Origin of the sequence: Sphingopyxis chilensis, assembly GCF_035930445.1 — a bacterium.
In the GTDB taxonomy this organism is placed as follows: Bacteria; Pseudomonadota; Alphaproteobacteria; order Sphingomonadales; family Sphingomonadaceae; genus Sphingopyxis; species Sphingopyxis chilensis.
The window spans coordinates 298,590-323,665 of the sequence record NZ_CP142394.1 but is presented as its reverse complement, the minus strand read 5'-3'; the positions used below and the strand labels follow the sequence as shown (position 1 = coordinate 323,665).

Genomic DNA, 25,076 nt, shown 5'->3' with positions numbered 1-25,076 from the left:
GCTTGGCGACGAACGGAACCGCTTCTTTAATATACCACCACCGAACGGATACTCTCGCCCGCGTGCATCAAATCGAAGCCCTTGTTGATGTCCTCGAGCCCCATGACGTGGGTGATCATCGGGTCGATCTCGATCTTGCCGGTCATATACATGTCGACGATCTTGGGCACGTCGGTGCGGCCCTTGGCGCCGCCGAACGCGGTGCCGCGCCAGTTGCGCCCGGTGACGAGCTGGAACGGGCGCGTCGCGATTTCCTTGCCCGCCTCGGCGACGCCGATGATGATCGAGGTGCCCCAGCCGCGGTGGCAGGCTTCCAATGCGGTGCGCATCACTTCAGTGTTGCCGGTGGCGTCGAAGGTATAGTCGGCGCCGCCGTCGGTCAGCCGCACGATTGCGGCGACCGTGTCCTCGCGGCTCATGCCCTTGGTGTTCAGGAAGTCGGTCATCCCGAACTTGCGGCCCCATTCCTCTCGGGCCGGGTTGATGTCGACGCCGATGATCTGGTTCGCACCCGCCAGCCGTGCACCCTGGATCACGTTCAATCCGATGCCGCCAAGCCCGAACACGACGACATTGTCGCCGACCTGCACCTTCGCGGTGTTGATCGCCGCCCCGACCCCGGTGGTGACGCCGCAGCCGATATAGCAGCTCGACTGGAACGGCGCGTCCTCGCGGATTTTCGCGACCGCGATCTCAGGCAGCACGGTGAAGTTCGAAAAGGTCGAGCAGCCCATATAATGGAAGATCGGCTGGCCCTTGTACGAAAAGCGCGTCGTGCCATCGGGCATCAGCCCCTTGCCCTGCGTCGCGCGGATCGCGGTGCACAGGTTGGTCTTGCCGCTGAGGCAGCTTTTGCACTGGCGGCATTCGGGGGTGTAGAGCGGGATGACATGGTCGCCGGGGGAGACGCTGGTGACGCCCGCGCCGACCTCGCGCACGACGCCCGCGCCCTCATGCCCCAGCACGCTCGGGAAGATGCCCTCGCTGTCGAAGCCGTCGAGCGTGTAGGCATCGGTGTGGCAGATGCCCGTCGCCATGATCTCGACCAGCACCTCGCCCGCCTTCGGGCCTTCCAAATCGAGTTCGACGATTTCGAGCGGCTTCTTCGCTTCGAACGCAACGGCGGCGCGGGTCTTCATGGGCGGTCTCCTTCTCGGCGCTCCCAATCAGGCAAACGCGTCGGCAATGCAAGCATGTGATCCTCCCTGCGGCGAAGCCGTGGGGAGGTGGCAGCGCGAAGCGCTGACGGAGGGGCAATGGCGCTGCCGTCGCCGCCCCTCCACCATCGCCTGCGGCGACGGTCCCCCTCCCCATCGCTACGCGACAGGGAGGATACGGTCGGCGCTTCGCCCTAAAGCCACAAAGGCCCCGCGTGCGGACCTCCAATTTGTGTCCTTTGTGGCTTTAGCGGCGTCCGCGTCCGGCCTTAAGGAGACAAAAGACTCGCACGCGCAGCGCAAAACTGTCTCCTTTGTCGCTTTAAGCAAAGGCGCGAATATCGACGAAATCAAAGAGCCGGACCGCAGGCTGGCACAGCGAAATAATGTAGGAAAGCCCCTTTCGAGGCCCCCTGTTTCGTCACCCCGGACTTGATCCGGGGTCCATGACGGCGGCGCTGCAATGGATCCCGGATCAAGTCCGGGATGACGATGAAGGAGGGGTCGCGCTCCAGACCGCTATCGACTCGACTGAAGAGCCTCCCATGCTGCGGCAATTATATACTTGAGAAAGCAGGATGGCCAGTTTATCAGAGACGCCGCGTGACAGGCCGGTAGCGATTGAGATTACGCCTCAGATGGTTGAGGCTGGTATGCAAGTCGTATTGGCGCAGGGTTCGGGCATGGCGTCCACGGACTACTCCGTGTCCGATATTCGGGAAATGATGCCCGACATTATTCGGAAAGCGGTCGCTTCCGTAGGTCTTCGTTGAGATCGATGATGTCGTTTACGATTTTAGATAGGACTCGGCACGCCTGATCGATTTCGTTGATCCGTCCCTTGTCGAAAGCTTTGGTTTCGAGCAGCGGTTTTTGATCGACCGTATCGAGATTGGCCGAGACGGTCGCTATGTAGTGGCCTGTCCCTTGATCAATTACCCATTCCGCGTGGGCCAGCTCGTTCCGGAGTCGGGTTGGTGCCTTGAACCTCTTTATAATGGCAAGGCTGCGGTCTTTTAGGTCACCCTGCAAATTCGTATTGATGAGGGCGTTTAATAGTTTCATTCTGCCATAATGACTGGATTGGCTGAAAAATATCACGTCACCGTTGGCCTGACTGACTCTCAAAATCATGGCGATCATGTTGATGATGTGAGATTCAGCAGTCGCCCATTGAGCGATTAGTGCGCCAACATGGCGGTTAACCCAAGCTCGCTGGTCGTAGCCTACCGGCGTTGAATACGTTTTGTTGATGTGAGGAATGTCATCCATGTCAGACACCGATCAAAAAGAGCTAGAGACGCTTCGCCGGATGCTGGCGACCCCACCGACGCCACACAAGGCAAAAAAGGGGGGCGAGCCGAAACCCGCCCCCGCAAAGGTTAAAACAGGGAAGGCTGGCGACCGGTAAATCCGGTGCCTCGTTTGCCCGTTTTGATTTCAGAAACGCGACCCTGGTTGATGCCAAGGTCGGCCGCGATATCGTGCTGGTAATGCCCCGCTTTGAGGCGTTCCCAGATAGCGCGGATGGTCTCTTCGTTCAGGCGGGCGCGCTTGCGCTTGCCCCCGTTTTCGTCGTCTAGCGCCATGTCTATATCTCCTTTGAGATGGCGCGATCTGAGACTTGACGAGGAGTCCCCGCCATGTCACACGGCGGTTCTCAGGTTTCTCCAGTCCCGCGCCCCAGACCAAGATTTGCGGAACTATCCTGATCAGAAAGCCCGGCGCGCCAACGCTGGGCTTTCTTCATTTCAGAACATGTCGAGAACCTACATGAATGGCGCAAGCGCGCGAGTCCATATGGTGAATCACTATTTAGCGACTCGGCTCGTAGAAATTCTGGAACGCTTTGCCGCAGTTATCGGCCCGTCCATCGCTTGCGGCGCTCACCAATGACGCGCGGGGCCTGATACCAATCAGGCGGCGATTGCGTCAGTCCGCCGATAGGTAAGGCGCTTACCGCCGATGCGCGACAAGGCGACCGCGCTACGTTCGGCATCGGTCATAGTGCGGGTGTTATAGCGGAAATCAAATTCGCCAGTGTAGCGGGCAAGGTGTGCCTCGCTCATATGGTGATAGGTGCCGATGACCCCGCGCTTGAAAATGGAGAAGAAGTTTTCAGCGGTGTTGCTGTGCTTGAAGCCGCCGGTGGTCACATATTCCTTGGCGCTGTGGTTCACGACGCTGTGGCCGTTAAACTCGCGGCCCACGCTGGTATAGACGACGCTTTCGTCGGTCATAAGGTGCGAGCGGCGGTCCACGTTGGTGACGATAAGGCCGCGCAGATGCTTGGCGTTGACGTTGGCGACGTGGAACGAACGAACATGGCCGTCACGCTCGACAAGGGCGACAACGGCCTTCTTGGGAGCGGGGCGACGGGTGGCGCGGTTCTTGGCCTTGCCGCCGACATAGGTTTCATCGGCTTCCACGACGGCGTCAGGACCGCCAAGGGGGCCATCGGTATCATCAACCTTCATGGCCTCGCGGATGCGGTGGCACATGAACCAAGCGGTCTTGTAGGTGACGCCCAGCATACGTTCGATCTGCTTTGCGCTCATCCCCTTTTTGGACGCGCAAAGCAGGTGATTGCAGAGCAGCCATTTGTGAAGCGGGACCTTCGAACGCTCGAACACGGTGCCAACAGTGACGGTGAACTGTTCGCGGCAATCGTTGCACTGGACCAGACCGGCGCGGTGCTTCTTGCCTTCAAGCCGCGTGGCGTTGAACGAACCGCAATGGGGACAGGTCGGGCCTTCGGGCCAACGGATCGCTTCCAAATGCTCGCGAGCTTTGGTTTCGTCGTGAAAGTGCGGGGCGGTGATGTTCGTCATGCCCTATTCTATGCCGTTTCATAGGCTGCTTTGTCAAGTATATAATTGCCCATGCTGCTGCTTCCAATCCACCGTCTCCGTTCGCGACTACATTTCCCTCGCCGTCGGTGAGAATGAACGACTGTTGCTCTCGGCCAAGTGAAGCCGAGCCATCGATTGCAAGCAGCATGGTGTAGAATGCGTCAGTTAGAGCGGCGTCCAGAGCCGATACTACCTGACTTCTCTGCTCCGGTGACAGCTTCGCCGCAGTAAGAAGCTGGGCAACCGCCGACCCGCCAGAAGCGTCGGAATAGTTCGCAAGCATGAGATCACGCTCTTCGCGACACGCATCAGCAAAATCAGTCGGTCCCATCCTCATCTCCCAATTTATTGCCTTACACGGCGAAGCTACCCCTCAACACTCCACCACACTAACCGCCAGCCCGCCCTTCGACGTTTCCTTATACTTATCGCGCATGTCGCGCCCCGTTTGCAGCATCGTCGCGATCACCGTGTCGAGGCTCACCACATGCGTGCCGTCGCCGATCATCGCGATGCGGCTCGCGTCGATCGCCTTGATCGCGCCCATCGCATTGCGCTCGATACACGGGATCTGGACCAGCCCGCCAATGGGATCACAAGTGAGGCCGAGGTTATGCTCCATGCCGATTTCGGCGGCATTTTCGACCTGCGCGTTAGTGCCACCCAAGGCGGCCGTCAGCCCCGCCGCCGCCATCGAGCAGGCGACGCCGACCTCGCCTTGGCAGCCGACCTCGGCGCCCGAGATGCTGGCGTTGCGCTTATACAAGGCACCGACCGCGCCCGCGGCGAGCAGGAAGGTGCGCACGCCCGCTGCATCGCCGCGATAGCCGCGCCGGTAGAAGCGAATCACCGCGGGGATGATCCCCGCCGCGCCGTTGGTGGGCGCGGTGACGACCTTGCCGCCCGCGGCATTTTCCTCGTTCACCGCCATCGCCCACAGGTTGATCCAGTCCATCATCGCGAGCGGGTCGATCAGATTGGTTTCGTGGCGGTTGCGGATGTCGTCGGCGATCTGCGGCGCGCGGCGCTTGACCTTCAATCCGCCGGGCAGGACGCCGGTGCTGCAGCAACCGGCGTCGATCGAGGCATCCATCGCCTCGGCGATCGCATCGATACCCGCCGTCACCTCGTTCGGCGGGCGGTGACGCACTTCGTTGGCGAACATCATTTCGGCAAAGCTGAGGCTCGACGCCTTGCCCATCGCGATCAAGTCGGCGCCCGAGGTGAAGGGATAGGGCAGTTCGACCTCATCCTCCGCCCCGCGGCTGTTGCGCCCCGCCTCATCCTCGTCGACGACGAAGCCGCCGCCGATCGAGAAATACATCCGCTTGGCGAGGATTTCGCCGTCGCCGTCGCGCGCGGTAAAGCTCACCGCATTGCTGTGGAAAGGTTGCCGCTGGCGCATCTGGAAATGGAGGTCGCGCGCGGGCTGAAAGCGCGCCCGGACACGTCCGAGCAGATAGAGGAAGCCTTCGCTTTCCGCCCGGTCCCAATGCGCCTTGATCGCGGCGAGGCTGGTCGAGGCGGGGATTTCGCCCGCGAGCCCCGCGACGATCGCGGTGTCGGCGGCGTGGCCCTTGCCGGTCAGCGCGAGTGAACCGTAGAGGTCGGCCTCGACATGCGCGGTCGTCGCGAGCAGCGCCTGCTCGTCGAGCCAGACGGTGAAACGCCGCGCCGCGACCATTGGCCCGACGGTATGCGAGCTGGAGGGACCGACACCGATTTTGAAGAGTTCGAACAGGCTGATCGTCATGGCGGCGCCTATAGGCGAAGCGCTATCGTCGGCATAGGCCTACCTAATATATGAACCCGACCGCGCCATTCTTCGTCATTGCGAGGAGCGACGCGACGCCGCAATCGCCAGCTTTCGGCCTTGCGGAAGGCATCGGGCTGGAGATTGCTTCGCTTCGCTCGCAATGACGCTAGTTACGCCGGATAGGTCCAGGTGCCCTCGCGCGCGAAATTCTCCGCCGCGAAATCCCAGTTGAGCAGTTCGTCGACCACCGCATCGACATAGGCCGGGCGCAGATTCTTGCGATCGATGTAGTACGCATGTTCCCACACATCGATCACGAGCAGCGGCTTGATGCCCGCGACCAGCTCGGTGCCCGCATCGTGCGTGTCGGTGACCGACAGCGTGCCGTCGCGCGCGACGAGCCAAGCCCAGCCCGACGCGAAATGGTTGACCGCGGTTTCCTTGAGCTTCTTTTTCAGGTCATCGAGCGAACCGAAATCGCGGTCGATCGCGGCGGCAAGGTCGCCTGCGGGCGCGGTCTTCGCCGGCGACAGGCTGTTCCAATAGAAGGCGTGGTTCCACGACTGGGCGCTGTTGTTGAACAGGCCCTTGTTGCCCGAACCTTCGGCGTGGTGGATGATTTCCTCGAGGCTCTTGCCGGCGAGGTCGGTGCCCTCGATCGCGGCGTTGGTCTTGTCGACATAGGCCTTGTGGTGCTTGCCATGGTGCGTCGCCAGCGTGTCGGCCGAGATATGCGGTTCCAGCGCGTCCTGGGCATAAGGCAGGGGAGGATGGGCGATCGTCATGGCAGTCTCCTATGTTTTGTGGGTCTTTGCGGCCTTTAACTCGGTATCGCGGGCGAGGGTTGCAACCCCGTGACGGGGAAATTTTCATCCCGCCATTGCGAGCGAAGCGAAGCAATCCCGAGCGGTTACCGCACGCTCGGGATTGCCGCGTCGCCTTCGGCTCCTCGCAAGACGAAGAAAACTAAGTCACCATTGCCAGCAACGTCGCGATCCGGTCCGCCTCCTCGGCGGGCTTGTCGCGGCGGATGCGAGATATGCGCGGGAAGCGCATCGCGAGCCCCGACTTGTGGCGTTTCGATGCGTGGATCGAATCGAAGGCGACTTCGAGCACGAGCGACTTTTCGACCTCGCGCACCGGGCCAAAGCGGTTCAGCGTGTTGTCGCGCACGAATTTGTCGAGCCACTTCAATTCCTCGTCGGTGAAGCCCGAATAGGCCTTGCCCACGGGGAGCAATTCGCCCGCGTCGGACCAGCATCCGAAGGTATAGTCCGAATAGAAGCTCGCGCGGCGGCCGTTGCCGCGCTGCGCATACATCATCACGCAGTCGGCGGTGAGCGGGTCGCGCTTCCACTTGTACCACAGCCCCGCGCGCCGCCCTGCGACATAGGGCGCGTCGCGGCGCTTGAGCATCACCCCCTCGATCGCGGCATCGCGCGCGCCGGCGCGGCGTTCGGCAAGGTCGTCGAAATCGGTCGCGTCGATCACCCGCGACAGGTCGAAATGGGTGTCGGCGAGGCGCGGCACGAAGGCTTCGAGTTGCCGCCGCCGCTCGGTCCACGGCAGGGCGCGCAGATCATTGCCGTCGATACCAAGCAGGTCATAGACGCGGACGAACGCCGGATAGTCGGCGAGCATCTTCTTCGACACCGTCTTGCGCCCGAGCCGCTGCTGGAGCGCGTTGAAGCTCGCTGCTTCGCCCCCCTGCGCCTCGCCGCGCACGAGCAGTTCGCCGTCGATCACCGCATCCTGGTCGAACGCCGCAACCAGTTCGGGGAACGCCCCGCTGATCTCCTCGCCACCGCGGCTGTAGATGCGTGTCTCGCCGCCGCCCCCAATCCCCCCGCGCACGATCTGGACGCGAATGCCGTCCCATTTCCACTCGGCGGCATAATCGGCAAGGTCGACGCTTTCCTCCTCGAGCGGGTGCGCGAGCATGAAGGGGCGAAAAAAGGCGACGTCCTTGAGGTCGGGGCGCTCGGCGCGTCCCTCGCCCCACGCGAACAGCGGCGCATAGGGCGGCGGGATCGCGTGCCACAGCTCCTCGACATCGTCGACGGGCACATCGAACGCCTGCGCAAAGGCTTGTTTCGCCAGCCGCGCCGACACCCCGACGCGCATTCCGCCGAGCGCAAGCTTGAGCAGCGCATAGCGCCCGTCGGCGTCGAGCCGGTCGAGCAGCGAGGCGACGACGGCGGGGGCGTCGCTGCGGCTTGCGGTCGACAGTGCATCCACGGCGGCCGAAACCGTGAGGTCGTCCTTCTTCCCCGGCGCATCGGGCCACAGCAATGCTGCGGTTTCCGCCGTATCGCCGACGAAATGCCGCGACAGGCGGAACAATTCCTCATCAATCCGCGTCGCCAGCAACGTCCGCACCGTCCCCGCCTTCACCGCCGGAAAGTCGAGGCTTTCGGTCAGCGCCGCGATCGCCCAGCCGCGATCGGGATCGGGCGTGTGGCGGAGATAATCGACGATCAGCGCGAGCTTCGTATTGCGCGAACGCGTATAGATCAGCCGGTCGATCAGGGCCGCGAAGCGCTTCACGCCTCCTCCTCCAGATCGCGCCCGACGAGATGCAGCGCGCGCGCCTTGCGCTGGGTGAGTTCGCACCAGCGCAGCAGTCCGTCCTCGCTGCCGTGGGTGATCCAGCTTTCCTTCGGGTTCACCTCGCTGATCGTGGTGGTGAGTTCATCCCAGTCGGCATGGTCCGAAATGACGAGCGGCAGTTCGACCATCCGTTGCCGCGCGCGCTGGCGCACGCGCATCCATCCCGACGCCATCGCGGTGACGGGATCGGGCAGCCGCCGCGACCAGCGGTCATTGAGCGCCGAGGGCGGCGCGAGGATGATCTGCCCCGCCATCTCGGCCTTGTCGGTCTCGCTGACGAGACGGAGTTCACCGAGATCGACGCCATGAACCGCATAAAGCTGGCACATCTTTTCGAGCGCACCGTGGATATAGATCGGCGTATCCCACCCCGCACCGCGCAGTTCAGCGATCACCCGCTGCGCCTTGCCCAGCGCATAGGCGCCGACGAGCACCGAACGATCGGGCTCTGCCCGCACCGCGCCGATCAGCTTGGCGATCTCATCCGATGTCGGCGGATGGCGAAACACCGGCAGCCCGAAAGTCGCCTCGGTGACGAAGATGTCGCACGGCACGACTTCGAAGGGCTTGCAAGTCGGGTCGGGCCGCCGCTTGTAATCGCCGGTGACGACGATCCGCTCGCCGGCATATTCCATCAATATCTGCGCGCTGCCGAGCACATGCCCCGCAGGGTGGAAGCTGAAGCGTACCCCGCCACGCTCGAACCCGTCGCCATAATCATACGCCTGATTATGGCTCGCCTCGGCGTCGACGCCGTAACGCAGCGCCATGATCGCCAGCGTCTCGGAGGTCGCATACACCGCGCCATGGCCGCTGCGCGCATGGTCGGCATGGCCGTGCGTCACCGCGGCGCGCTCGACGGGGCGCGAGGGGTCGATCCACAGGTCGGCGGGCTTCACATAAATGCCGCCGGGATGCGGCTCGATCCAGTGCTTCGCCTTCGCCATCAGGCGGCGAGTTTCCGCGCGCGGATCAGGTCGGCGACGAAGGCTTTGCGCTCCTCGGCGGCGCGTGTCCGGTCGGGCAGGCGCAGCAGGAAGGACGGATGGATCGTCGCGATCAACCTCGCCCCCCCTTCGAGTTCGTGCACCGATCCGCGCATCGACTTGATGCTCGCGCTCTTGCCCGTCACCCCGCGCAGCGCGCTTCCGCCCAGCGTCACGATCAACTCGGGCTGGACGAACGCCCGTTCCTTGTCGAGCCACCAGCGGCAAATATCGATTTCGGCGCTCGTCGGATTCTGGTGCAGCCGCCTTTTGCCGCGCGGCTCGAACTTGAAATGCTTGACCGCATTGGTGAGGAATAGCCGCGTGCGGTCGAGCCCCGCTTCTTCGAGCGCCTCGTCGAGCAACTGTCCCGCCGGGCCGACGAAGGGCCGCCCCTGCAGATCCTCCTGGTCGCCCGGCTGCTCACCGACGAGCATGATCCGCGCGCGCTCCGGCCCCTCGCCCGCCACGCCCTGTGTCGCGTTGCAATAGAGCGGGCAGCGCGTGCAGCGACCGACCGCCTTCGCCAATTCGGCGAGCGATGTCACATCCTCGGTCAGGGCCAGCTCTTCGGGCACGCGGGTTCGCCATTTCTCCGTTCGCGGGTTCGCAGCCGAAACGGCCATTTCGCGCATCCGTTCCACCCGCGCCCCCGCGCCCGCGAGCAAGGGCGCAATATCCTGTGCCTCGGGCAGGTTCTTCCAATATTTCTTGGGCATCTCGGCGCGCATCGCGTCGATCTTGACCCGCGCGGGATTGAAGATCGCGCCATAATAGGTGCGCCATTGATCCTCGACGACGTCGCTGTCAGGCACCTCGTCCTTCGTCCCGCCCGAACCGTAGACGAGCTGCTCATTCCGCCAGATCGCGCGCGCATCGGGCGTTACGATCGCCCAGTCCATCCCATAGAAGCGCCGCTGGAAAAAGGGCGCGGTCAGCCGCACGATGCGATGCGTCGGCTCGAACCACGCGGCGAAACTCTCGCGCCCCGCCTCTTCGCCGAGCCGCCGAAAGCGCACAAAGGCGTGCATCTTGTGCACGTCACGGCGGATCGCCTTGTCGGCCCCCCGCAGCCAGTCGACATCGGCGTCGGTGGTCCGCGCGAGCAAGTGCCGGTCGCGCGCCGCGCGCCAGATGATGCGGTAGAGCCGCGCCGGAACCTCCGCATCGCGGTGACAGATCACCCGCTCGGCGATCTCGAGCAACTCGCGCGGCAGCGACACCGCGGGCGCAGGCACCGCCACCGCGGCATCACCGAACAGCGAAGCGCCTTCCTCGCTCCCGCGCCAGCTCACATCCTCGGGCGCCACCCCGTCCGCGAGAAGCCCGCGCGCCGCGCTCCGCCAAGCGGCGAAATCGCGGGGCTCGGCCAGCACGACCTCCCTCACAGCGCGAGCGCCAATTGCTCTGCGGGTGGCGCGAAGCGCGCGCGCAAGTCGGCGCTGTCGGTGAGCTTGCCCGGCCGCCAGTCGGGGGTGACGATAAACGGCAGCAACTTCTTCACCGATGCCGTCAGCTTCGCGAGATCGCCGAGCCGCAGTTTTCCCAGCCGCCGCGCCGCGACAATCCGGTCGACCGCGCGCGTGCCCAGCCCCGGCACGCGGAGCAGCAGTTCGCGCGGCGCGCGGTTGATATCGACCGGGAACGCCTCGCGCCGCGTCAGCGCCCACGCGAGCTTCGGGTCGATGGTCAGGTCGAGCATCCCGCCGCGCGCGCTCTCCATGATCTCGGCGCGCTCGAAGCCATAGAAGCGCAGCAGCCAGTCGGCCTGGTACAGCCGATGCTCGCGCATCAAGGGCGGCCGCACCGGCGGCAAATCGCTGCTCGCGTCGGGGATCGGGCTGTACGCCGAATAATAGACGCGGCGAAGCTGATAGCCCGAATAGAGGTTCGTCGCGGACTTCAATATATCGTCGTCGCGCGCCGCATCGGCGCCGACGATCATCTGCGTCGATTGCCCCGCGGGCGCGAAGCGCGGCGGCTTCGCCTTGCCGATCAGCCGGCTTTTCGCCGCCTCGATCGCATCGTCGGCGCCGACGCGCACCGACGCCATCGTCTTGCGGATCGTGTCGGGCTTTTTCTCGGGCGCGAAGCTTTGCAATCCTGCCTCGGTCGGCAGCTCGACATTGGTCGACAGTCGATCAGCGTAAAGACCCGCCAGCGCGATCAGCCCCGGATCGGCGCCCGCGATCGTCTTTAAATGGATATAGCCTTGGAAGCGATGCTCCTCGCGCAGGATGCGCGCGACCTCGACGAGCTGCTCCATCGTGTAATCTTCGGACCGGATGATCCCCGACGACAGGAACAGACCCTCGATATAGTTGCGCTTGTAGAAATCGAGCGTCAGCGTGACGACCTCGTGCGGAGTGAACCGCGCGCGCTCGACATTGCTCGACGCGCGGTTGATGCAGAAACGGCAGTCGTAGATGCAGAAATTGGTCAGCAGGATTTTCAGCAGCGAGATGCACCGCCCATCGGGCGCATAGCTGTGACAGATGCCCATGCCCTCGGTCGAGCTGATCCCCTTGGTCCCGGTCGAATCGCGCTTCACCGTTCCCGACGACGCGCAGGACGCGTCATATTTCGCCGCATCGGCGAGCACGGCCAGCTTTTCGAGAATCGCTTTCGCGGACATGCCCCATGGCTAGCACGGGAACATATGATGAACAAACAATCTGGGTTAAGCCGCCTACGCCTCGCGCCACCGCGCGGGCAGCGTGATGTCGACGATCAGCCCGCCCGGCTCCCAGTGCCGCTCGATCGTACCGCCGAGATTATTCTTCACGCTCCGCTCCATCAGCAGCGTACCGAAGCTGGTGCGGTCGGGGGCGACGACTTCGCGGTCGCCGCCGCTTTCGGCCCAGGTCAGGCGGAACATGCGATCGTCGCCACCCTCGGCATCCTGCGTCCAGCTGACATCGACCTGACCGTTCGCGCCGGTCAGCGCGCCATACTTCGCGGCATTGGTCGCGAGTTCGTTGAAGAAGAGCGCCATCGCGACCAGCGCGTTTTCGGGAAGCAGCAGGTCGGGCCCCGACCAGCGGATGCGCGGAAAGGCCGCCTCGACCTCGCGCATCAGCGCGTGCATCGATCCGGTCATGAAATTCGCGCCGAGCAACACATTCTGCGCGCGATTGAGCGCGTCGAGGCGGCTGCTGATCCGCTCGACATAATCGTCGACGTCGCGCGCCGCGTGGCGCGTGAGCGAGATGATCGCGCCGACCGTCGCGAACAGGTTGCGCATCCGGTGGTGCAGTTCGCGCATCAACAGATTGGCGTTTTCCTGCCGGCTTTTCTGTTCGGTGATGTCGATGCTGACCCCGGTCAGGATCGCGTCGTCGGTCTTGACGTCCCAGTCGGCGTGCACCGCGATCCAGCGCACGCCGCGTTCGGGGTGCTGGATGCGATATTCGGTCGCATAGTGCGCGCCGTTCGCGACCGACTCTCCGAGCACGCTGCGGACCGCGTCGCGGTCGTCGGGGTGGAGGCGGTCGAAAAAGCCGTCGACCTGCGCGAGTGCGGTCGCATAGTCGGCGCCCCAGAGTTCGGCGGCCGCGCCGCTCCAGTGGATCGTGCCGGCACGCGCATCGTAGCGCCAGGTTGCGATCCCCGAAAAATCGAGCGCGCGTTCCAGCGTGCGCCGCGCCTCGTCGCGCTCGCTGACGATACGCCGCAGGTCGGCCTCGGCCATGATGATCCCGGCGAAATCCTCCAGCCGTTCGAGTTCGGTGGCGGTCAGCGGCGCCCTCTCCTCGCGGTCGATCAGGCACAATGTGCCGAGGATCGCGCCGTTATAGGCGCGAAGCGGAACGCCCGCATAGAAGCGGATATGAAGGTCGCCGGTTACGAGCGGATTGTCACGGAAACGCGGATCGTCGGTCACGTCGGTGACCATGAGGGGGCGGCCCTCGGCGACGACATATTGGCAAAAACTGATGTCGCGCGGCGTTTCGCTCACGTCGAGCCCGTGCGCCGACTTGAACCACTGGCGGTCGTCGTCGAGCAGCGACACCAGCGTGATCGGCACGCGATAGAGGTCGGCGACCATCTTGGTCACGCGGTCGAACGCCTGCTCGGGCGGAGTGTCCATGATGCGATATTCGCGAAGCGTATCGAGGCGCAACCGCTCGGACCGTTTCGCCTCCTCGCTGGCTCCATCCGACAATTGCTGTCCCCCGCCGCCCTGCAAGGGCGCCCCATCGCTGAAATCCCCGGGCCGCCGCTCTGCCATGAATATGGTCCCTACAAAAGCATCCTCGCCGCGCAACAATAAAATGGCGACATTCCACTCACTTAAATCACAGCTTCATCGCGTCCCGGCTAAATCTACGCTTAAGCGTGCGACAAGTTGCAGCCGACCGTATCGCTTTTTCGCCGCCCGGCACGGGAACCGACCCGTATCAAGGAGCGTATGACTGCTCTCAAGAGGGAGGTTTTTTGATGACATTGGGTGAGGAAATTCGTGGCCATCTTCCCTATCTGCGCCGCTACGCGCGCGCGCTGACGGGCAGCCAGCAACATGGCGACAATTTCGTCCACACGACCCTCGAAGTCATCGTCGCCGCGCCGGACGAATTCCATAGCGGCGACGGCACGCGCATCGACCTCTACCGCAACTTCCACCGCATCTGGGAAAGCGCTTTCATCGACGATGGCGAAGGCGGCGACGATGACGAGCATCCGCTGGTCCGCGCCGCGCACCGACGCCTGGTCCAGATCACCCCGCTCGGCCGCCAGATCCTGCTGCTCACCGCGCTCGAAGGCTTTTCGGTCGAGGAAGCGGGCCTGATCACCGGCACCGACGGCGAGACCGTCGAAGCGCTGCTCGCCGATGCGGTGGGCGAACTCGACCGCGAATCGCGGACCTCGGTCCTCATCATCGAGGACGAGCCGCTCATCGCGATGGAGCTCGAGCAGATCGTCCGCGACCTCGGCCACCGCGTTGCGGGGATCGCGACGACCCATGAGGATGCGATCGCGGCGTTCCAGGAAACCGACGCCGGCCTCGTCCTCGCCGATATCCAGCTTGCCGACGGATCGTCGGGGATCGATGCGGTGCAGGACATTCTTGCCATCGCGCCGGTGCCGGCGATCTTCATCACCGCCTTTCCCGAAAGGCTGCTCACCGGCGGCCGCGTGGAGCCGACCTTCCTGATCTCGAAACCGTTCCGCGAGAATACGGTGCGCGCCGCCATCAGCCAGAGCCTGCTCTTCACGCCGCAACTGGCGGCCTGATCTGGCGAGAGCGGCACCGGCCGGAAATGAATCTCAGTCCAGCGAAGGGCCGTTCGCGGTCAACTGGTCGACATTGTCCATGATCGTCCGGAACACCTCGCTCGACGCCATCGCGTCGGTGCTCCGCCGCGGCATCTCGCCGCTTTCGAGAATCGCCTGCAGCGCGGCGCGGCCACGCGACACGCGGCTCTTCATCGTGCCGACCGCGCAGCCGCAGATCGCCGCGCCTTCCTCATAGGATAATTGCCCCGCCCCGATCAGTACCAGCGCCTCGCGCTGGTCGACGGGCAGCAGCAGCAGCGCGCGCTGCACGTCGGCGAGGTGCAGGCTGTCGTCCTGGTCGTCGGGTGCGACGAGCAGCCGCTCGGCCGCCATCTCGTCATATTCGGCGGTGAATTTCTTGCGCCGCATCTGGGACAGGAAGCAGTTGCGCAGGATGACGAAGGCCCAGCTCTTCATACTCGCCGGCCCTGGAATATATTGCTCGCGCGCTTTCCACGCCTTCAGCATCGTTTCCTGCACCAGGTCGTCGGCAAGGTCGGCGTTGCCGCACAAGCTGCGCCCGAACGCGCGCAGATGCGGCAGCATCGCGGCGAGTTCGCGCTTGAAGCTGGCATCGTCGAGCGGTCGAGGCGTTACGTCGTTGATAAAAAGGCCTTCGTCTGGCGATGATCGGTCATGTCACGACCGGCTTAGCGGCTTGACATCGCATTGCAAGCGCACCGCCGGTCACGCGAACCGCGGCCGGCGCCCGAGCGCGATGAAATTCGCGAAAATCCGTTCGTCCTCGGCGTCGATCCGGCCGTTGACGGCGAGCCGCGCCAAGCCATCGTCGCGCCATTCGAAACGCGGGTCATAGAGCATCGCCCATTCGGCGAAATTGCGCGTCTCGACCGGACGGCGGCGCACTTCGATCATGCCGCTGTGGCGCGGGTCGCCGCGGATGACGGTCAGGCAGGCGTCGACCTTTTCGTCCGGCCCCTCGAGAAGCTGCAGGAAATTCCGACCATTATAGACGAGCGCCCCGGTTAGTTCGTCGCGCATATTGTTGCGGCGTGCCGAAACGAGGATCGCCGCAATATCTTCGTCGCGGATCAAGGGATCGGCGACACTTACATAGGTAACGGAAAGCAACAGGTCACCTCCTGGGCGCCGGCCACAGGGCTGGCAAAGCGTGACCCCTCACATCCCCTCGCATAGGGCCGGTGTGACTTCTTGGCAACGCATTCGTCGCAAAAAACAGAGTGGATGGGAACCCGCGGCCCTTTTCCTCGTTGCTCTCGCATGGCTACGCAAGGCAACAACAGGATGAACGGGAAGGGCCCCCCGCCCCCGGATGTCGACGCCCCGCGCCGCGCGAACGGAAGTTTCCCGGGAACGCACGGCGACGAATGGCATCGCACGCTTACCGGCCGGCAGGCGCCGGAACCGGTCAGCGCAAAGCTCCGCATGATCTACGGCAATGTCGTCGCCGAACAATTGCCCGACAACATGCTCGAACTTCTTTCGCAGCTCGATCAGAAAAGCCCGAAACAATAATGACCGGACCCAACGCCGCTGCCTCGCAGCCGCAGGCCGACACCCTTTCGGACAGCGAGTTCAAGGCGTTGCTTGCCGGCGTCATTCCGCACCTGCGCGCCTACGGACGCAGCCTCTCTGGCAATCCGGACCTCGCCGACGACCTGACGCAAGACACGATGGTCAAGGCATGGGCTTCGCGCGAGCGCTTCGAACGCGGCACGTCGATCAAGGCGTGGACCTTCGTCATCCTGCGCAACACCTTCCTGTCGCAGATGCGCCGCAACAAGTTCGTCGGCGAATATGACGAGACCGCGGTCGAACGCACCATGTCGACCCCGGCAAGCCAGGAAGACAGCGGCGAGATGGCCGACCTCCAGCGCGGCCTGATGGAATTGCCACAGGACCAGCGCGAAGCGCTGATCCTCGTCGGTGCGGGCGGTATGTCATACGAAGAGGCCGCGAGCATCTGCGATTGCGCGCTCGGCACGATGAAGAGCCGCGTCTCGCGCGCGCGCGCCGCGCTCGAGGAAATCATGAACAGCGGCCAGTTCTCGCAAAAGCGCGCCGACGCGCCGCCGTCGAGCGAGGCGGTCGATGCGATCATGGACAGCGTCGAGGCGATCACCGCGCGGCGCGAGTCGGCGAACCGCTAAAGCGCTCTCGACTTTGCGACAGGCCGCGGTCAGAACGAGATGTCTTCCCCAGCAAAGCGAGCCGTCCCGATGAAGAACCTGCCCCCCCTCGCCCTGATCGCCGCGCTCGCCGTCGCTTCCTGCACGGCGCCCGGCGCGAGCGAAGCCGCCCCCGCCGACACCGCAAAGCTCGACGCCTCGGGCGCGCACCCCGCGACCCCGCTCGCCGAGGCGCCCTTCACCGTTCAGGAAATCGCGAGCTTCAACGAGCCTTGGGCGATGACCTTCGTCCCCGGCACCCGCGCCGCGCTGATCACCGAGAAATCGGGCAAGCTGAAACTCTGGCAGGAAAATGGCCCGACGCAGGATGTCGCGGGGGTTCCAGCCGTCGCCTATGGCGGCCAGGGCGGTTTCGGCGACGTCATCGTCGCCCCCGATTTCACGACAAGCGGCACGGTCTATCTGAGCTGGATCGAAGCCGGCACGGGCAAGAATTTCGGCGCGGTCGTCGGCAAGGCGAAGCTGGTCCAGGGCGCCGCGCCGCGGCTTGAGGGTCTCCAGATCATCTGGAAACAGGATCCGAAAGTCGAAGGGCGCGGCCATTTCTCGCACCGCCTCGCCTTCTCGCCCGACGGCAAATATCTCTTCATCGGCTCGGGCGAACGTCAGAAATTCGACCCCGCGCAGGACATGAAGGCCAATCTCGGCAAGATCCTGCGCCTCAATCCCGACGGCAGCGTGCCCTCCGACAATCCCTTCGCCGATCAGGGCGGCGTCACCGCGCAAATCTGGTCGCTCGGCCATCGCAATATCCTCGGCCTCGCCTTCGACGCCACCGGCAAGCTCTGGAACCAGGAAATGGGCCCGAAGGGCGGCGATGAGGTCAATCTGGTCGAGGCGAAGGCCAATTACGGCTACCCGATCGTCTCGAACGGCGATCATTATGACGGCAAGGATATCCCCGACCACCCGACGCGCCCCGAATTCGCGGCGCCGAAACTATGGTGGAACCCCGCCGTCTCGCCCGCCGGCCTCGCCTTCTACGATGGCGACCTCTATCCCGGCTGGAAAAACAGCCTGTTGATGGGTGCGCTCTCGGGCGAAGGGCTCGTTCGGATGAGCATCGACGGCGAGACGCTCCACAAGTCCGACCGCTGGGACTTCGGCAAACGCATCCGCGAGGTCGAGGTGCGCGATGACGGCTCGGTCTGGCTGCTCACCGATGGCGAGGACGGCAAGCTGGTGAAGCTCGTCCCCAGGAAGTAGCGGCGCGCCGACTTTCGCCGCGGCGCAACTATCCCTATATCGGCCCCATGATCCGCGGCTTCCTCACCCGGCGCGCCGAATGGCCCGCGCGCATTCCCGATCCCGACGCCTTGCCGCCGCTCACGCTTTTGTGGCGCGAGATCGGATCGCTGGCGCGCGCGGTGGGCGGCCGCATCCGCCCGTTGCCGCCCGAACCCAACCCCGACAGCGAGCACCCGCCGGTGATGGTATTGCCGGGTTTCCTGTCGGGTGACTGGGCGACGAAGGGCCTGCGCGCCGACCTCCGCCGCGCGGGTTTCCGCTGCTATGCCTGGGGCCTCGGCTTCAATCGCGGCGCGACCGCCGACATCATCGAGCGCATCGATACCCGTGTGCAGTGGATCATCGACCGCACCGGCTATGCGCCCGCGCTCGTGGGGTGGAGCCTTGGCGGCATCTATGCCCGCGAATATGCCAAGCATCACCCGGACAAGGTCGCGCGCGTCGTGACCCTGGGCTCGCCCTTTTCGGGCAGCCGTCGCGCCAATCGCGCGTGGCGGCTCTATCACTTCATCGCGCGCCACCCGGTCGACAATCCGCCGATCGACTTCCACCCCGCGCCGCGCCCCGAAATGCCAACCTTCGCGCTCTGGTCGAAACATGACGGCGTCGTCGCGATCGCCAGCGCGCGCGGACTTCCCCATGAGAGCGATCGGCAGGTCGAGGTCGATTGCGGCCACATGGGCTTCGCCTATGCCCCGACCTCGGTCGCCGCGATCGTCAAGGCGCTGACCGAAGAGGTCGGCGCCGACGCACCCGATCAGCACACGTCGATGCGATAGGCTGGCGCTGTGCGCCACGCCATCAGCATCCGCCCCGGCCGCTTGCCCGGACGCCCGGTCGATGCAAAGCCGATGCGCCGCAGCAGCGCGCGCGAGCGTTCGTTATCGGGGTGGCATTCGGCCACGATCGAGCAGCCCGGCCGCGACGCGGCGAGCGCCTCGACGACCGCGCGCACGGCCTCGGTCGCGATGCCCTTGCCGCGCACGCGCGCCGCGAACCAGTAGCCGATCTCATATTCCTGGCCCACGCGCCGGTGGACCCCGATCACGCCGTTGAGGTCGAGGCCGCTTGCGTCGCGCACCGCGTGGAACACGTCGCCGCCGCCCGATTTGGCGATCAGCGCGCGTGCGTCGGCTTCGGTGAAGGGCGCGGGCAGGAAATGGACGCGCGCGGTCACCGTCTCGTCGGTGATCGCGGCGAGCGCGCGCGCATCGTCGGCGAACAGCGGCGTGATGCGGCAATGGTCGGTCGACAGGGCAAGCAAGGTATCGGTCATGTCGCGTCTTCTTCAAAAAGCGCACGCCGTGACCGGAGGTTTGGTGGTGTGACGATGACCATTCGCCTGTCCGAACACGGCGGCGATGGTCACAGGTGATGCCATGCCGCTCCTATGTAAAGGAGCGCCAATACGCCTTGAATCGGGTGGATCGGTCGTTGGTCATCGCCGCCGTGGCTAAACGCTCCGCCGCCGCCGGTCAATCCCGCACCTTGACGTTGGCATTTCTCGCACTATTTAAAGTTACATGAAACGCGACAGCCGACTTTCGGGCGTGCTCCACGTCCTCCTCCATATGGCCGAGCAAGGCGAGGCGATGACCTCCGACCAGCTTGCGAAGGCGATGCAGACGCACCCCGTCGTCATCCGCCGCATCCTCGGCGGGCTGCGCGACGCGGGTTTCGTGCATAGCGAAAAGGGCCATGGCGGCGGCTGGACGATCGCGCGCGACCTCGCCGAGATCACAATGCGCGACGTCTATGACGCGATCGGCCGGCCCAGCCTGATGGCGATGGGCAACCGCACCGAGGCGCCCGGCTGCCTCGTCGAACAAGCGGTCAACGCCGCGCTCGACAGCAGCCTTCAAGAGGCCGAAGCGCTGCTGCTCGTGCGCTTCGGCGACGTGACGCTCGCGGCACTCGCCGCCGATTTCCACGCGCGCATGGCCGCGCGCCCGCTCTCCCCCACGACGCAGGAGCATATCCATGGCTGAAGGCGCCCAGCATTTTCTCGACAGCTTCAAGGACCCCGAAGCGGTCGCGCGCTACACCGAAGGACCGAAGCGTTTCGTCCCCGGCCTCGACGGCCTCCACCGCATGACCGGGCTGCTGCTCGCCGAGCGCGTTCCCGCCGACGCGCATATCCTCGTCCTCGGCGCCGGCGGCGGCAGCGAGATGAAGGCGATGGCCGAGGCGTATCCCGGCTGGCGCTTCACCGGCGTCGATCCCGCGGGGCCGATGCTCGACCTTGCCGCCAAGGTCATGGGCGCAAACACGCACCGCGCCGACCTCGTCGAGGGTTATATCGACGACGCCCCCGCCGGCCCCTTCGACGGCGCGACCTGCCTCCTCACGCTCCATTTCCTCGAACGCGACGAACGCGTCCGTACCGCCGCCGCAATCCGCGCGCGCCTCAAACCCGGCGCGCCCTTCGTCGCCGCGCACGGCAGCTTCCCGCAAGGCGCGGACGAACGCGACCGCTGGCTAGACCGCTACGCCGCCTTTGCCATCGCGTCGGGCGGCGAACCCGATCAGGTCGCCAAGGGCCGCGAAGCCGTCGCGACACACGTCGCGATGCTGAGCCCCAAAGCCGACGTCGAGGTCCTGCGCGCCGCGGGCTTCACCGGCGTCGAACAATTCTACGCCGCGTTCACATGGCGCGGCTGGGTGGGATATGCGTGAGGGCGGGTTTGGGCCGATAATTTCTGTTCCCCGGCGAAGGCCGGGGTCCAGAGCGCACTGAACAAACGCCAGCTCTTTAACGCTCTGAGCCCCGGCCTTCGCCGGGGTACAAGATTACGCTCGCGTCCGCTCTCCACCCCCAAACGGCCGGTTCCCAAACCCGATCTCCGCCGATGATCCTGCACTTCGCCCCGCCTCGATCGTCGACGCCCACTTGCGCCGCGCATAAATACAATATATTGCGCAATATATTGCATGATTCGCATAACAGGCAGGAACCCGTATGAACAAAAAGCGCTGGCCCTTCCTTCTCGCCGCCACGACCGCATGGCTGGCGACCGTTGCCGCGACGGGCGAAGCCCCGCTCTCGGCCGCCGACCGGCGCGCGGTGGTCGAGCAGCTCGGCCAGACGCTCGAGGCGAACTATGTCTTTCCCGACAAGGCCAGGACGATCGCCGCGACGTTGCGCCGCAATCTCGACGCCGGCGACTATGACACAGCGCACGACCGCCCCACGCTCGCGCGCGAGCTGACCGACGATCTGATTGCCGCAAGCAACGACCTGCATTTCGCGGTCGGGGTCGATCCCATATGGGTCGCCGACTATGCGGCGAAGCAGGACCCCGCGCGCGCCGCCGCGCTGCGCGAAGCGGAACGGCGCGAAGAGACACGGAAGAATTTCGGCTTTGCGGGTTTGCGCTATCTCGACGGCAATATCGCCTATGTCGACCTGACGCATTTCGCCGACCCCGAACCCGGATATGACGCCGCCGCGGCCGCGATGCGCTTTATCGAGAATGGCGACGCGGTGATCTACGACCTGCGCTACAACAATGGCGGCTATCTGGAGATGGCCCAATTGCTCGCGAGCCAGCTCTTTCCGGGCGACAAGGATCAGGAGCTGTTCGATTATTATTACAATCTCGACGGCCGCCGCGTCGAACGCGGCCAATGGGTGCTTCCCGCGCTGCCCGCAAAGCGGCTGACCGGCAAACCCGTCTATGTACTCACCGGATCGACCAGTTTCTCCGCCGCCGAATGGTTCGCCTACACGCTCAAGAAACTCGGCCGCGCGACGCTGGTGGGCGAACGCACCGCGGGCGGCGCGCACCCGGTCGACCGCAAGCCCGTCGGCACCGACTTTTTCGTGCAGGTGCCGATCGGCCAGATCCGCGACCCGGTCGACCGCGGCGATTTCGAGGGACAGGGCGTCACGCCCGATCATCCGGTCGCGTCCGCCGACGCGCTCGCCGTCGCGCACCGCCTTGCACTCACCGATCTGGCGAAGGCCCATCCGGCGAAACGGGCCGACGCCGACTGGTTCGCGCCCGCGCTTGCCGAACGCCCGCAGCCGACCCCCGCCGCGCTCAAGGCCATCACGGGCCGCTACGAAGGGCGCCGCATCGACCTCGTCGAGGGCAAATTGCGCTACACCTGGCGCGACCGCTTCCGCCTGACGCTCGAACCGCTCGGCGGCGACCTGCTCGCGATCGAGGGCGTGCGCGACTTCCGCTTCCGCATATTGCGCAAAGGCGGCAAGATCGTCGCGCTCGAACGCATCAACCGCGATGGAACGACCGACTCCTATGCCCGCCTCGACTGATCTCGACGACATCACTTTCCTCGGCCGGCTCAGCGAAGCGCTGAGCGACCGGATCGAGGAGCAGACGCGTCCCTTGTTCGACGAGGCCGGCATCACCGTCCCCGTCCGCTCCTGCTCGTTGCTCACTGCACTCGGCGCGGCGGGCGAAGCCTCGGCCGCCGATCTCGCGCGCGCGCTCGGCCAGTCGCACCAGCTGGTCGTCCAGAAATGTCCTGCGTTGCTCCGCCTCGGCCTGATCACCCAGCACGCCGATCCCACCGACGCGCGGCGCAAGATTTTCCGCCTGACCGATGTCGGCCGCGACCAACTCGCCCGCATCGACGCCTATAGCGTGCGGATCAGCGAGGTCTATCGCGACCTCTTCGAAGAGGTCGGCGACGTGCATGGCGCGATACTGAAGGCGCTGAATGCGCTCGACGCCAGGCCGCTGGCCGAACGCTTCAACGAATAGTCAGAGCGCGCGGAACATCACCAGCGCATCGACGAAACCCTCCGCCGGATGGTCGAACGCGCCCGGCAGGCGGCCGACGATTTCGAACCCGAGCGACTGCCACAGCCCAACCGCGCGGACATTGTTGCTGACGACGAAATTGAACTGCATCGCGCGAAAACCGCGCGCCTTTGCATGGTCGATCGAATGCAGCGCCATCGCCCGCGCCACCCCGCGGCCGGTCGCCGCTGCGCCGGTGACATAACCTGCATTGCACACATGCGCCCCGCCGCCCGTCTGGTTGGCGCGCAGATAATAGGTGCCGAGGATCGCGCCATCGTCTTCGGCGACAAACACCTCCTTGTCCGCCCCGAACCAATAGGCCAGCGTATCCTCACGGCTCATTTCGCGGTCGAGTGTATAAGTCTCCCCGGCGCGGATGACCGGTCCGGCGGCTGTCCAGATTGCGGCGGCATCGGCCTCGGTGGCGGGCCGGATGATCATCCCGAAAAGGGCGAAACAATTTCGTCGGTTACGCGCAATGGCCGCCCGCTGGCCTTGTCCAGCAACGCCCACACCGTCCGCGCCCGCACATGCACTTTGCCGTCCGCGCCGGTGAATTCCATGAAGCGGTCGAACTTCGCGCCCTGCGGCTTGTCGGCGACCCATGTCCGCGCGGCCACCGTCTCGCCGGGGCCGAGGGCGCGGAGATAATCGATCTCGTGGCGCACCACGACCCAGATATAGGCGTCCTTGTGGCTCTGCGGCGCCGCCGCGTCCCAATGCCCCGTCGCAACCTGCTGGATCCACTGGACCCAGACGGCATTGTTGACATGCCCCAGCTCGTCGATGCTCTCGGGCGTCGCCGTGAGGGAGAGGGTAAATTCTTTCATGCGGAGTCAGCCGCAAAAAGCTTCGTCATTGCGAGCGAAGCGACGCAATCCAGGGCGGGTTACGCACACTCTGGATTGCCGCGTCGCTTCGCTCCTCGCAATGACGAGGTAAAAATGGCTCACGCCAGTTCCACCGTCGTCACCATATAACCCGCATCGCGGAGCGCCGCGACGAGGCTGTCGAGATGCTCGCGGTCGCGCGCTTCGCATTCGATGTCGGTGATCAGGCCCTTGGCGGGCAGCGTCGTGAAGATGCGCTGGTGATAGATTTCGATGATGTTGACCTGTTTCTCGTCGAACAGCTTCATCACCTTGAACAGCGCGCCGGGACGATCCTGCAAGCGGATACGCAGCCGGGCAATGCGGCCCGAGCGCGCGAGGTCGCGCAGCAGCACGTTCGCGAGCAGCCGCGTGTCGATATTGCCGCCGGTGAGCACCAGCCCCACCTTGCGCCCCGCAAACTCCTCGGGATGCGCGAGCATCGCCGCGAGCCCCGCCGCCCCCGCGCCCTCGACCACCGTCTTCTCGATCTGGAGCAGCAGGCTGACCGCGCGCTCGAGATGGCGCTCGGCGACGAGCACGATGTCGTCGTTGAGTTCGGCGACAAGCTTGCGGGTATAGGCGCCGGGCTCCTTGACCGCGATACCCTCGGCCAGCGTATCGCCCTCGCACGCCATGTCGACGCCGTTGAGTTCGGCATACATCGACGGATACAGCTCGGCCTGCACGCCGACGAGGCGCATGTCATTCTTGATCCCGCGCGCCGCGGTGCCCATGCCCGCGAGCAGCCCGCCGCCGCCGATCGGCACGATCAGCGTGTCCAGCTCGGGCACATCCTCGAGCATTTCGAGCGCCACCGTCCCCTGTCCGGCCGCGACATGCGGATGGTCGAAGGGATGGACGAAGGTGAGGCCGCGTTCCTTTTCGAGCTCGCGCGCATGGGCATAGGCGTCATCGAACTTTTCGCCGAACAGGACGATCGTCGCGCCGTGGCTCGCGGTCTGCGACACCTTCACCTGCGGCGTCGTGCTCGGCATCACAATGGTGACGGGAACGCCCAACCTTTTGCCATGATAGGCCAGGCCCTGCGCATGATTGCCCGCCGATGCCGCGATCACGCCGCGCGCGCGCGCTTCGGGGTCCATCAGCAGCAGCGCGTTCAATGCGCCGCGTTCCTTGTACGCCGCGGTGAATTGCAGATTCTCGAACTTCAGCCACACCTCGGCGCCGACCATTTCGGACAGCGTCTGCGAATGGAGCGTGGGCGTGCGAACCACCGCGCCGTTAATTCGCCCCGCCGCCGCGCGCACATCGTCCAATGTGATCGCCGGAAAATCGGCGGCGGAGGTCAGGGTGAGTTGATCAGTCATAACGTTTGGCGCCCTAGCCCATCTGGCGCGCGAAGCAAACAATGCTA

At 64.8% G+C, this 25,076-nt stretch carries 26 protein-coding genes; 9 read left to right on the top strand and 17 right to left on the bottom strand.

The annotated features are described in order from the left end of the window. Nucleotides 1-26 precede the first annotated feature (26 nt). The 11 genes from VSX79_RS01600 to VSX79_RS01550 all read right to left on the bottom strand — a co-directional run bounded on the left by VSX79_RS01600 (nucleotide 27) and on the right by VSX79_RS01550 (nucleotide 13,592). Nucleotides 27-1,139, bottom strand: coding sequence for an S-(hydroxymethyl)glutathione dehydrogenase/class III alcohol dehydrogenase (locus tag VSX79_RS01600; protein ID WP_326914224.1), 1,113 nt, complete (start codon nucleotides 1,137-1,139; stop codon nucleotides 27-29). A 753-nt stretch (nucleotides 1,140-1,892) separates the two neighbouring features. Then, a complete protein-coding gene (locus VSX79_RS01595; protein WP_326914223.1) occupies nucleotides 1,893-2,429 on the bottom strand; it encodes a hypothetical protein in 537 nt (178 codons plus the stop codon). A 110-nt stretch (nucleotides 2,430-2,539) separates the two neighbouring features. Beyond that, nucleotides 2,540-2,746: a hypothetical protein gene (locus VSX79_RS01590; RefSeq protein ID WP_326914222.1), complete on the bottom strand. Its 207-nt coding sequence runs from the start codon at nucleotides 2,744-2,746 to the stop codon at nucleotides 2,540-2,542. A gap of 327 nt (nucleotides 2,747-3,073) precedes the next feature. After that, nucleotides 3,074-3,988, bottom strand: coding sequence for an IS1595 family transposase (locus VSX79_RS01585; RefSeq protein ID WP_326914221.1), 915 nt, complete (start codon nucleotides 3,986-3,988; stop codon nucleotides 3,074-3,076). A 394-nt stretch (nucleotides 3,989-4,382) separates the two neighbouring features. After that, complete coding sequence (locus VSX79_RS01580; protein WP_179498740.1) at nucleotides 4,383-5,762, bottom strand: L-serine ammonia-lyase; 1,380 nt, start codon at nucleotides 5,760-5,762, stop codon at nucleotides 4,383-4,385. A gap of 173 nt (nucleotides 5,763-5,935) precedes the next feature. Continuing rightward, nucleotides 5,936-6,550: a superoxide dismutase gene (locus VSX79_RS01575; protein ID WP_179498738.1), complete on the bottom strand. Its 615-nt coding sequence runs from the start codon at nucleotides 6,548-6,550 to the stop codon at nucleotides 5,936-5,938. 181 nt (nucleotides 6,551-6,731) lie between these two features. Next, on the bottom strand, nucleotides 6,732-8,312 hold the full coding sequence (locus VSX79_RS01570) for a cisplatin damage response ATP-dependent DNA ligase (protein WP_326914220.1): 1,581 nt from the start codon (nucleotides 8,310-8,312) through the stop codon (nucleotides 6,732-6,734). After that, nucleotides 8,309-9,322, bottom strand: a complete 1,014-nt coding sequence (locus VSX79_RS01565; RefSeq protein WP_326914219.1) for a ligase-associated DNA damage response exonuclease — start codon at nucleotides 9,320-9,322, stop codon at nucleotides 8,309-8,311. The genes VSX79_RS01570 and VSX79_RS01565 overlap by 4 nt, the downstream gene beginning before the upstream one ends. Further along, nucleotides 9,322-10,737: a UdgX family uracil-DNA binding protein gene (locus VSX79_RS01560; protein WP_326914218.1), complete on the bottom strand. Its 1,416-nt coding sequence runs from the start codon at nucleotides 10,735-10,737 to the stop codon at nucleotides 9,322-9,324. Before VSX79_RS01560 ends, VSX79_RS01565 begins: the two co-directional genes overlap by 1 nt. A gap of 8 nt (nucleotides 10,738-10,745) precedes the next feature. Next, a complete protein-coding gene (locus tag VSX79_RS01555) occupies nucleotides 10,746-11,996 on the bottom strand; it encodes a putative DNA modification/repair radical SAM protein (RefSeq protein ID WP_326914217.1) in 1,251 nt (416 codons plus the stop codon). A 54-nt stretch (nucleotides 11,997-12,050) separates the two neighbouring features. Continuing rightward, entirely contained in the window at nucleotides 12,051-13,592 is a 1,542-nt protein-coding gene (locus VSX79_RS01550; RefSeq protein ID WP_326914216.1) for a sensor histidine kinase, read from the bottom strand. A gap of 209 nt (nucleotides 13,593-13,801) precedes the next feature. On the opposite strand from VSX79_RS01550, the gene VSX79_RS01545 reads away from it, so the two are divergent. Then, nucleotides 13,802-14,596 carry a response regulator gene (locus VSX79_RS01545; protein WP_179498718.1) on the top strand — a complete coding sequence of 265 codons (795 nt, stop codon included), beginning with the start codon at nucleotides 13,802-13,804 and terminating at the stop codon, nucleotides 14,594-14,596. A gap of 33 nt (nucleotides 14,597-14,629) precedes the next feature. Here VSX79_RS01545 and VSX79_RS01540 read toward each other — a convergent pair whose 3' ends face one another. Both VSX79_RS01540 and VSX79_RS01535 read right to left on the bottom strand, forming a co-directional pair. Beyond that, nucleotides 14,630-15,184 (bottom strand): sigma-70 family RNA polymerase sigma factor, encoded by a 555-nt coding sequence (locus VSX79_RS01540; RefSeq protein WP_179498716.1) that lies wholly within the window; start codon nucleotides 15,182-15,184, stop codon nucleotides 14,630-14,632. A 141-nt stretch (nucleotides 15,185-15,325) separates the two neighbouring features. Continuing rightward, entirely contained in the window at nucleotides 15,326-15,730 is a 405-nt protein-coding gene (locus VSX79_RS01535; protein WP_179498713.1) for a BLUF domain-containing protein, read from the bottom strand. A gap of 174 nt (nucleotides 15,731-15,904) precedes the next feature. Here VSX79_RS01535 and VSX79_RS01530 point away from each other — a divergent pair, with 174 nt between their 5' ends. From VSX79_RS01530 to VSX79_RS01515, 4 genes are all read left to right on the top strand, one after another. Next, on the top strand, nucleotides 15,905-16,135 hold the full coding sequence (locus VSX79_RS01530; protein ID WP_179498711.1) for a NepR family anti-sigma factor: 231 nt from the start codon (nucleotides 15,905-15,907) through the stop codon (nucleotides 16,133-16,135). Beyond that, nucleotides 16,135-16,770 carry a sigma-70 family RNA polymerase sigma factor gene (locus VSX79_RS01525; protein WP_179498709.1) on the top strand — a complete coding sequence of 212 codons (636 nt, stop codon included), beginning with the start codon at nucleotides 16,135-16,137 and terminating at the stop codon, nucleotides 16,768-16,770. The genes VSX79_RS01530 and VSX79_RS01525 overlap by 1 nt, the downstream gene beginning before the upstream one ends. A 69-nt stretch (nucleotides 16,771-16,839) precedes the next feature. Continuing rightward, a complete protein-coding gene (locus VSX79_RS01520; protein WP_326914215.1) occupies nucleotides 16,840-18,015 on the top strand; it encodes a PQQ-dependent sugar dehydrogenase in 1,176 nt (391 codons plus the stop codon). A gap of 47 nt (nucleotides 18,016-18,062) precedes the next feature. Beyond that, nucleotides 18,063-18,836, top strand: a complete 774-nt coding sequence (locus VSX79_RS01515; RefSeq protein WP_326914214.1) for an esterase/lipase family protein — start codon at nucleotides 18,063-18,065, stop codon at nucleotides 18,834-18,836. Here VSX79_RS01515 and VSX79_RS01510 read toward each other — a convergent pair. Beyond that, nucleotides 18,815-19,333, bottom strand: a complete 519-nt coding sequence (locus VSX79_RS01510; RefSeq protein WP_179498703.1) for a GNAT family N-acetyltransferase — start codon at nucleotides 19,331-19,333, stop codon at nucleotides 18,815-18,817. The genes VSX79_RS01515 and VSX79_RS01510 overlap by 22 nt on opposite strands. Before the next feature lie 247 nt (nucleotides 19,334-19,580). On the opposite strand from VSX79_RS01510, the gene VSX79_RS01505 reads away from it, so the two are divergent. The 4 genes from VSX79_RS01505 (at nucleotide 19,581) to VSX79_RS01490 (ending at nucleotide 22,787) form a co-directional block, all read left to right on the top strand. Continuing rightward, on the top strand, nucleotides 19,581-20,045 hold the full coding sequence (locus VSX79_RS01505; RefSeq protein WP_326914213.1) for an RrF2 family transcriptional regulator: 465 nt from the start codon (nucleotides 19,581-19,583) through the stop codon (nucleotides 20,043-20,045). Further along, entirely contained in the window at nucleotides 20,038-20,733 is a 696-nt protein-coding gene (locus VSX79_RS01500) for a class I SAM-dependent methyltransferase (RefSeq protein ID WP_326914212.1), read from the top strand. Before VSX79_RS01505 ends, VSX79_RS01500 begins: the two co-directional genes overlap by 8 nt. Nucleotides 20,734-21,016: 283 nt before the next feature. Continuing rightward, nucleotides 21,017-22,336: a S41 family peptidase gene (locus tag VSX79_RS01495; RefSeq protein ID WP_326914211.1), complete on the top strand. Its 1,320-nt coding sequence runs from the start codon at nucleotides 21,017-21,019 to the stop codon at nucleotides 22,334-22,336. After that, complete coding sequence (locus VSX79_RS01490) at nucleotides 22,320-22,787, top strand: MarR family winged helix-turn-helix transcriptional regulator (RefSeq protein WP_179498695.1); 468 nt, start codon at nucleotides 22,320-22,322, stop codon at nucleotides 22,785-22,787. Before VSX79_RS01495 ends, VSX79_RS01490 begins: the two co-directional genes overlap by 17 nt. Here VSX79_RS01490 and VSX79_RS01485 read toward each other — a convergent pair whose 3' ends face one another. The 3 genes from VSX79_RS01485 to VSX79_RS01475 all read right to left on the bottom strand — a co-directional run bounded on the left by VSX79_RS01485 (nucleotide 22,788) and on the right by VSX79_RS01475 (nucleotide 25,029). Beyond that, nucleotides 22,788-23,270 carry a GNAT family N-acetyltransferase gene (locus tag VSX79_RS01485; RefSeq protein ID WP_179498693.1) on the bottom strand — a complete coding sequence of 161 codons (483 nt, stop codon included), beginning with the start codon at nucleotides 23,268-23,270 and terminating at the stop codon, nucleotides 22,788-22,790. Next, nucleotides 23,267-23,659 (bottom strand): acyl-CoA thioesterase, encoded by a 393-nt coding sequence (locus VSX79_RS01480; RefSeq protein WP_326914210.1) that lies wholly within the window; start codon nucleotides 23,657-23,659, stop codon nucleotides 23,267-23,269. The genes VSX79_RS01485 and VSX79_RS01480 overlap by 4 nt, the downstream gene beginning before the upstream one ends. A gap of 119 nt (nucleotides 23,660-23,778) precedes the next feature. Then, nucleotides 23,779-25,029 (bottom strand): threonine ammonia-lyase, encoded by a 1,251-nt coding sequence (locus tag VSX79_RS01475; protein WP_326914209.1) that lies wholly within the window; start codon nucleotides 25,027-25,029, stop codon nucleotides 23,779-23,781. Between the last annotated feature and the right edge of the window lie 47 nt (nucleotides 25,030-25,076).

What these genes read in the sequence shown, in the direction of transcription:
- VSX79_RS01490 (WP_179498695.1), top strand. Translation starts at nt 22,320, where the DNA reads ATGCCCGCCTCGACTGATCTCGACGACATCACTTTCCTCGGCCGGCTC.
- VSX79_RS01500 (WP_326914212.1), top strand. Translation starts at nt 20,038, where the DNA reads ATGGCTGAAGGCGCCCAGCATTTTCTCGACAGCTTCAAGGACCCCGAA.
- VSX79_RS01525 (WP_179498709.1), top strand. Translation starts at nt 16,135, where the DNA reads ATGACCGGACCCAACGCCGCTGCCTCGCAGCCGCAGGCCGACACCCTT.
- VSX79_RS01545 (WP_179498718.1), top strand. Translation starts at nt 13,802, where the DNA reads ATGACATTGGGTGAGGAAATTCGTGGCCATCTTCCCTATCTGCGCCGC.
- VSX79_RS01495 (WP_326914211.1), top strand. Translation starts at nt 21,017, where the DNA reads ATGAACAAAAAGCGCTGGCCCTTCCTTCTCGCCGCCACGACCGCATGG.
- VSX79_RS01580 (WP_179498740.1), bottom strand. Translation starts at nt 5,762, where the DNA reads ATGACGATCAGCCTGTTCGAACTCTTCAAAATCGGTGTCGGTCCCTCC.
- VSX79_RS01505 (WP_326914213.1), top strand. Translation starts at nt 19,581, where the DNA reads ATGAAACGCGACAGCCGACTTTCGGGCGTGCTCCACGTCCTCCTCCAT.
- VSX79_RS01555 (WP_326914217.1), bottom strand. Translation starts at nt 11,996, where the DNA reads ATGTCCGCGAAAGCGATTCTCGAAAAGCTGGCCGTGCTCGCCGATGCG.
- VSX79_RS01485 (WP_179498693.1), bottom strand. Translation starts at nt 23,270, where the DNA reads ATGATCATCCGGCCCGCCACCGAGGCCGATGCCGCCGCAATCTGGACA.
- VSX79_RS01510 (WP_179498703.1), bottom strand. Translation starts at nt 19,333, where the DNA reads ATGACCGATACCTTGCTTGCCCTGTCGACCGACCATTGCCGCATCACG.
- VSX79_RS01575 (WP_179498738.1), bottom strand. Translation starts at nt 6,550, where the DNA reads ATGACGATCGCCCATCCTCCCCTGCCTTATGCCCAGGACGCGCTGGAA.
- VSX79_RS01585 (WP_326914221.1), bottom strand. Translation starts at nt 3,988, where the DNA reads ATGACGAACATCACCGCCCCGCACTTTCACGACGAAACCAAAGCTCGC.
- VSX79_RS01520 (WP_326914215.1), top strand. Translation starts at nt 16,840, where the DNA reads ATGAAGAACCTGCCCCCCCTCGCCCTGATCGCCGCGCTCGCCGTCGCT.
- VSX79_RS01595 (WP_326914223.1), bottom strand. Translation starts at nt 2,429, where the DNA reads ATGGATGACATTCCTCACATCAACAAAACGTATTCAACGCCGGTAGGC.
- VSX79_RS01600 (WP_326914224.1), bottom strand. Translation starts at nt 1,139, where the DNA reads ATGAAGACCCGCGCCGCCGTTGCGTTCGAAGCGAAGAAGCCGCTCGAA.
- VSX79_RS01480 (WP_326914210.1), bottom strand. Translation starts at nt 23,659, where the DNA reads ATGAAAGAATTTACCCTCTCCCTCACGGCGACGCCCGAGAGCATCGAC.
- VSX79_RS01515 (WP_326914214.1), top strand. Translation starts at nt 18,063, where the DNA reads ATGATCCGCGGCTTCCTCACCCGGCGCGCCGAATGGCCCGCGCGCATT.
- VSX79_RS01475 (WP_326914209.1), bottom strand. Translation starts at nt 25,029, where the DNA reads ATGACTGATCAACTCACCCTGACCTCCGCCGCCGATTTTCCGGCGATC.
- VSX79_RS01540 (WP_179498716.1), bottom strand. Translation starts at nt 15,184, where the DNA reads ATGCTGCCGCATCTGCGCGCGTTCGGGCGCAGCTTGTGCGGCAACGCC.
- VSX79_RS01530 (WP_179498711.1), top strand. Translation starts at nt 15,905, where the DNA reads ATGAACGGGAAGGGCCCCCCGCCCCCGGATGTCGACGCCCCGCGCCGC.
- VSX79_RS01565 (WP_326914219.1), bottom strand. Translation starts at nt 9,322, where the DNA reads ATGGCGAAGGCGAAGCACTGGATCGAGCCGCATCCCGGCGGCATTTAT.
- VSX79_RS01590 (WP_326914222.1), bottom strand. Translation starts at nt 2,746, where the DNA reads ATGGCGCTAGACGACGAAAACGGGGGCAAGCGCAAGCGCGCCCGCCTG.
- VSX79_RS01550 (WP_326914216.1), bottom strand. Translation starts at nt 13,592, where the DNA reads ATGGCAGAGCGGCGGCCCGGGGATTTCAGCGATGGGGCGCCCTTGCAG.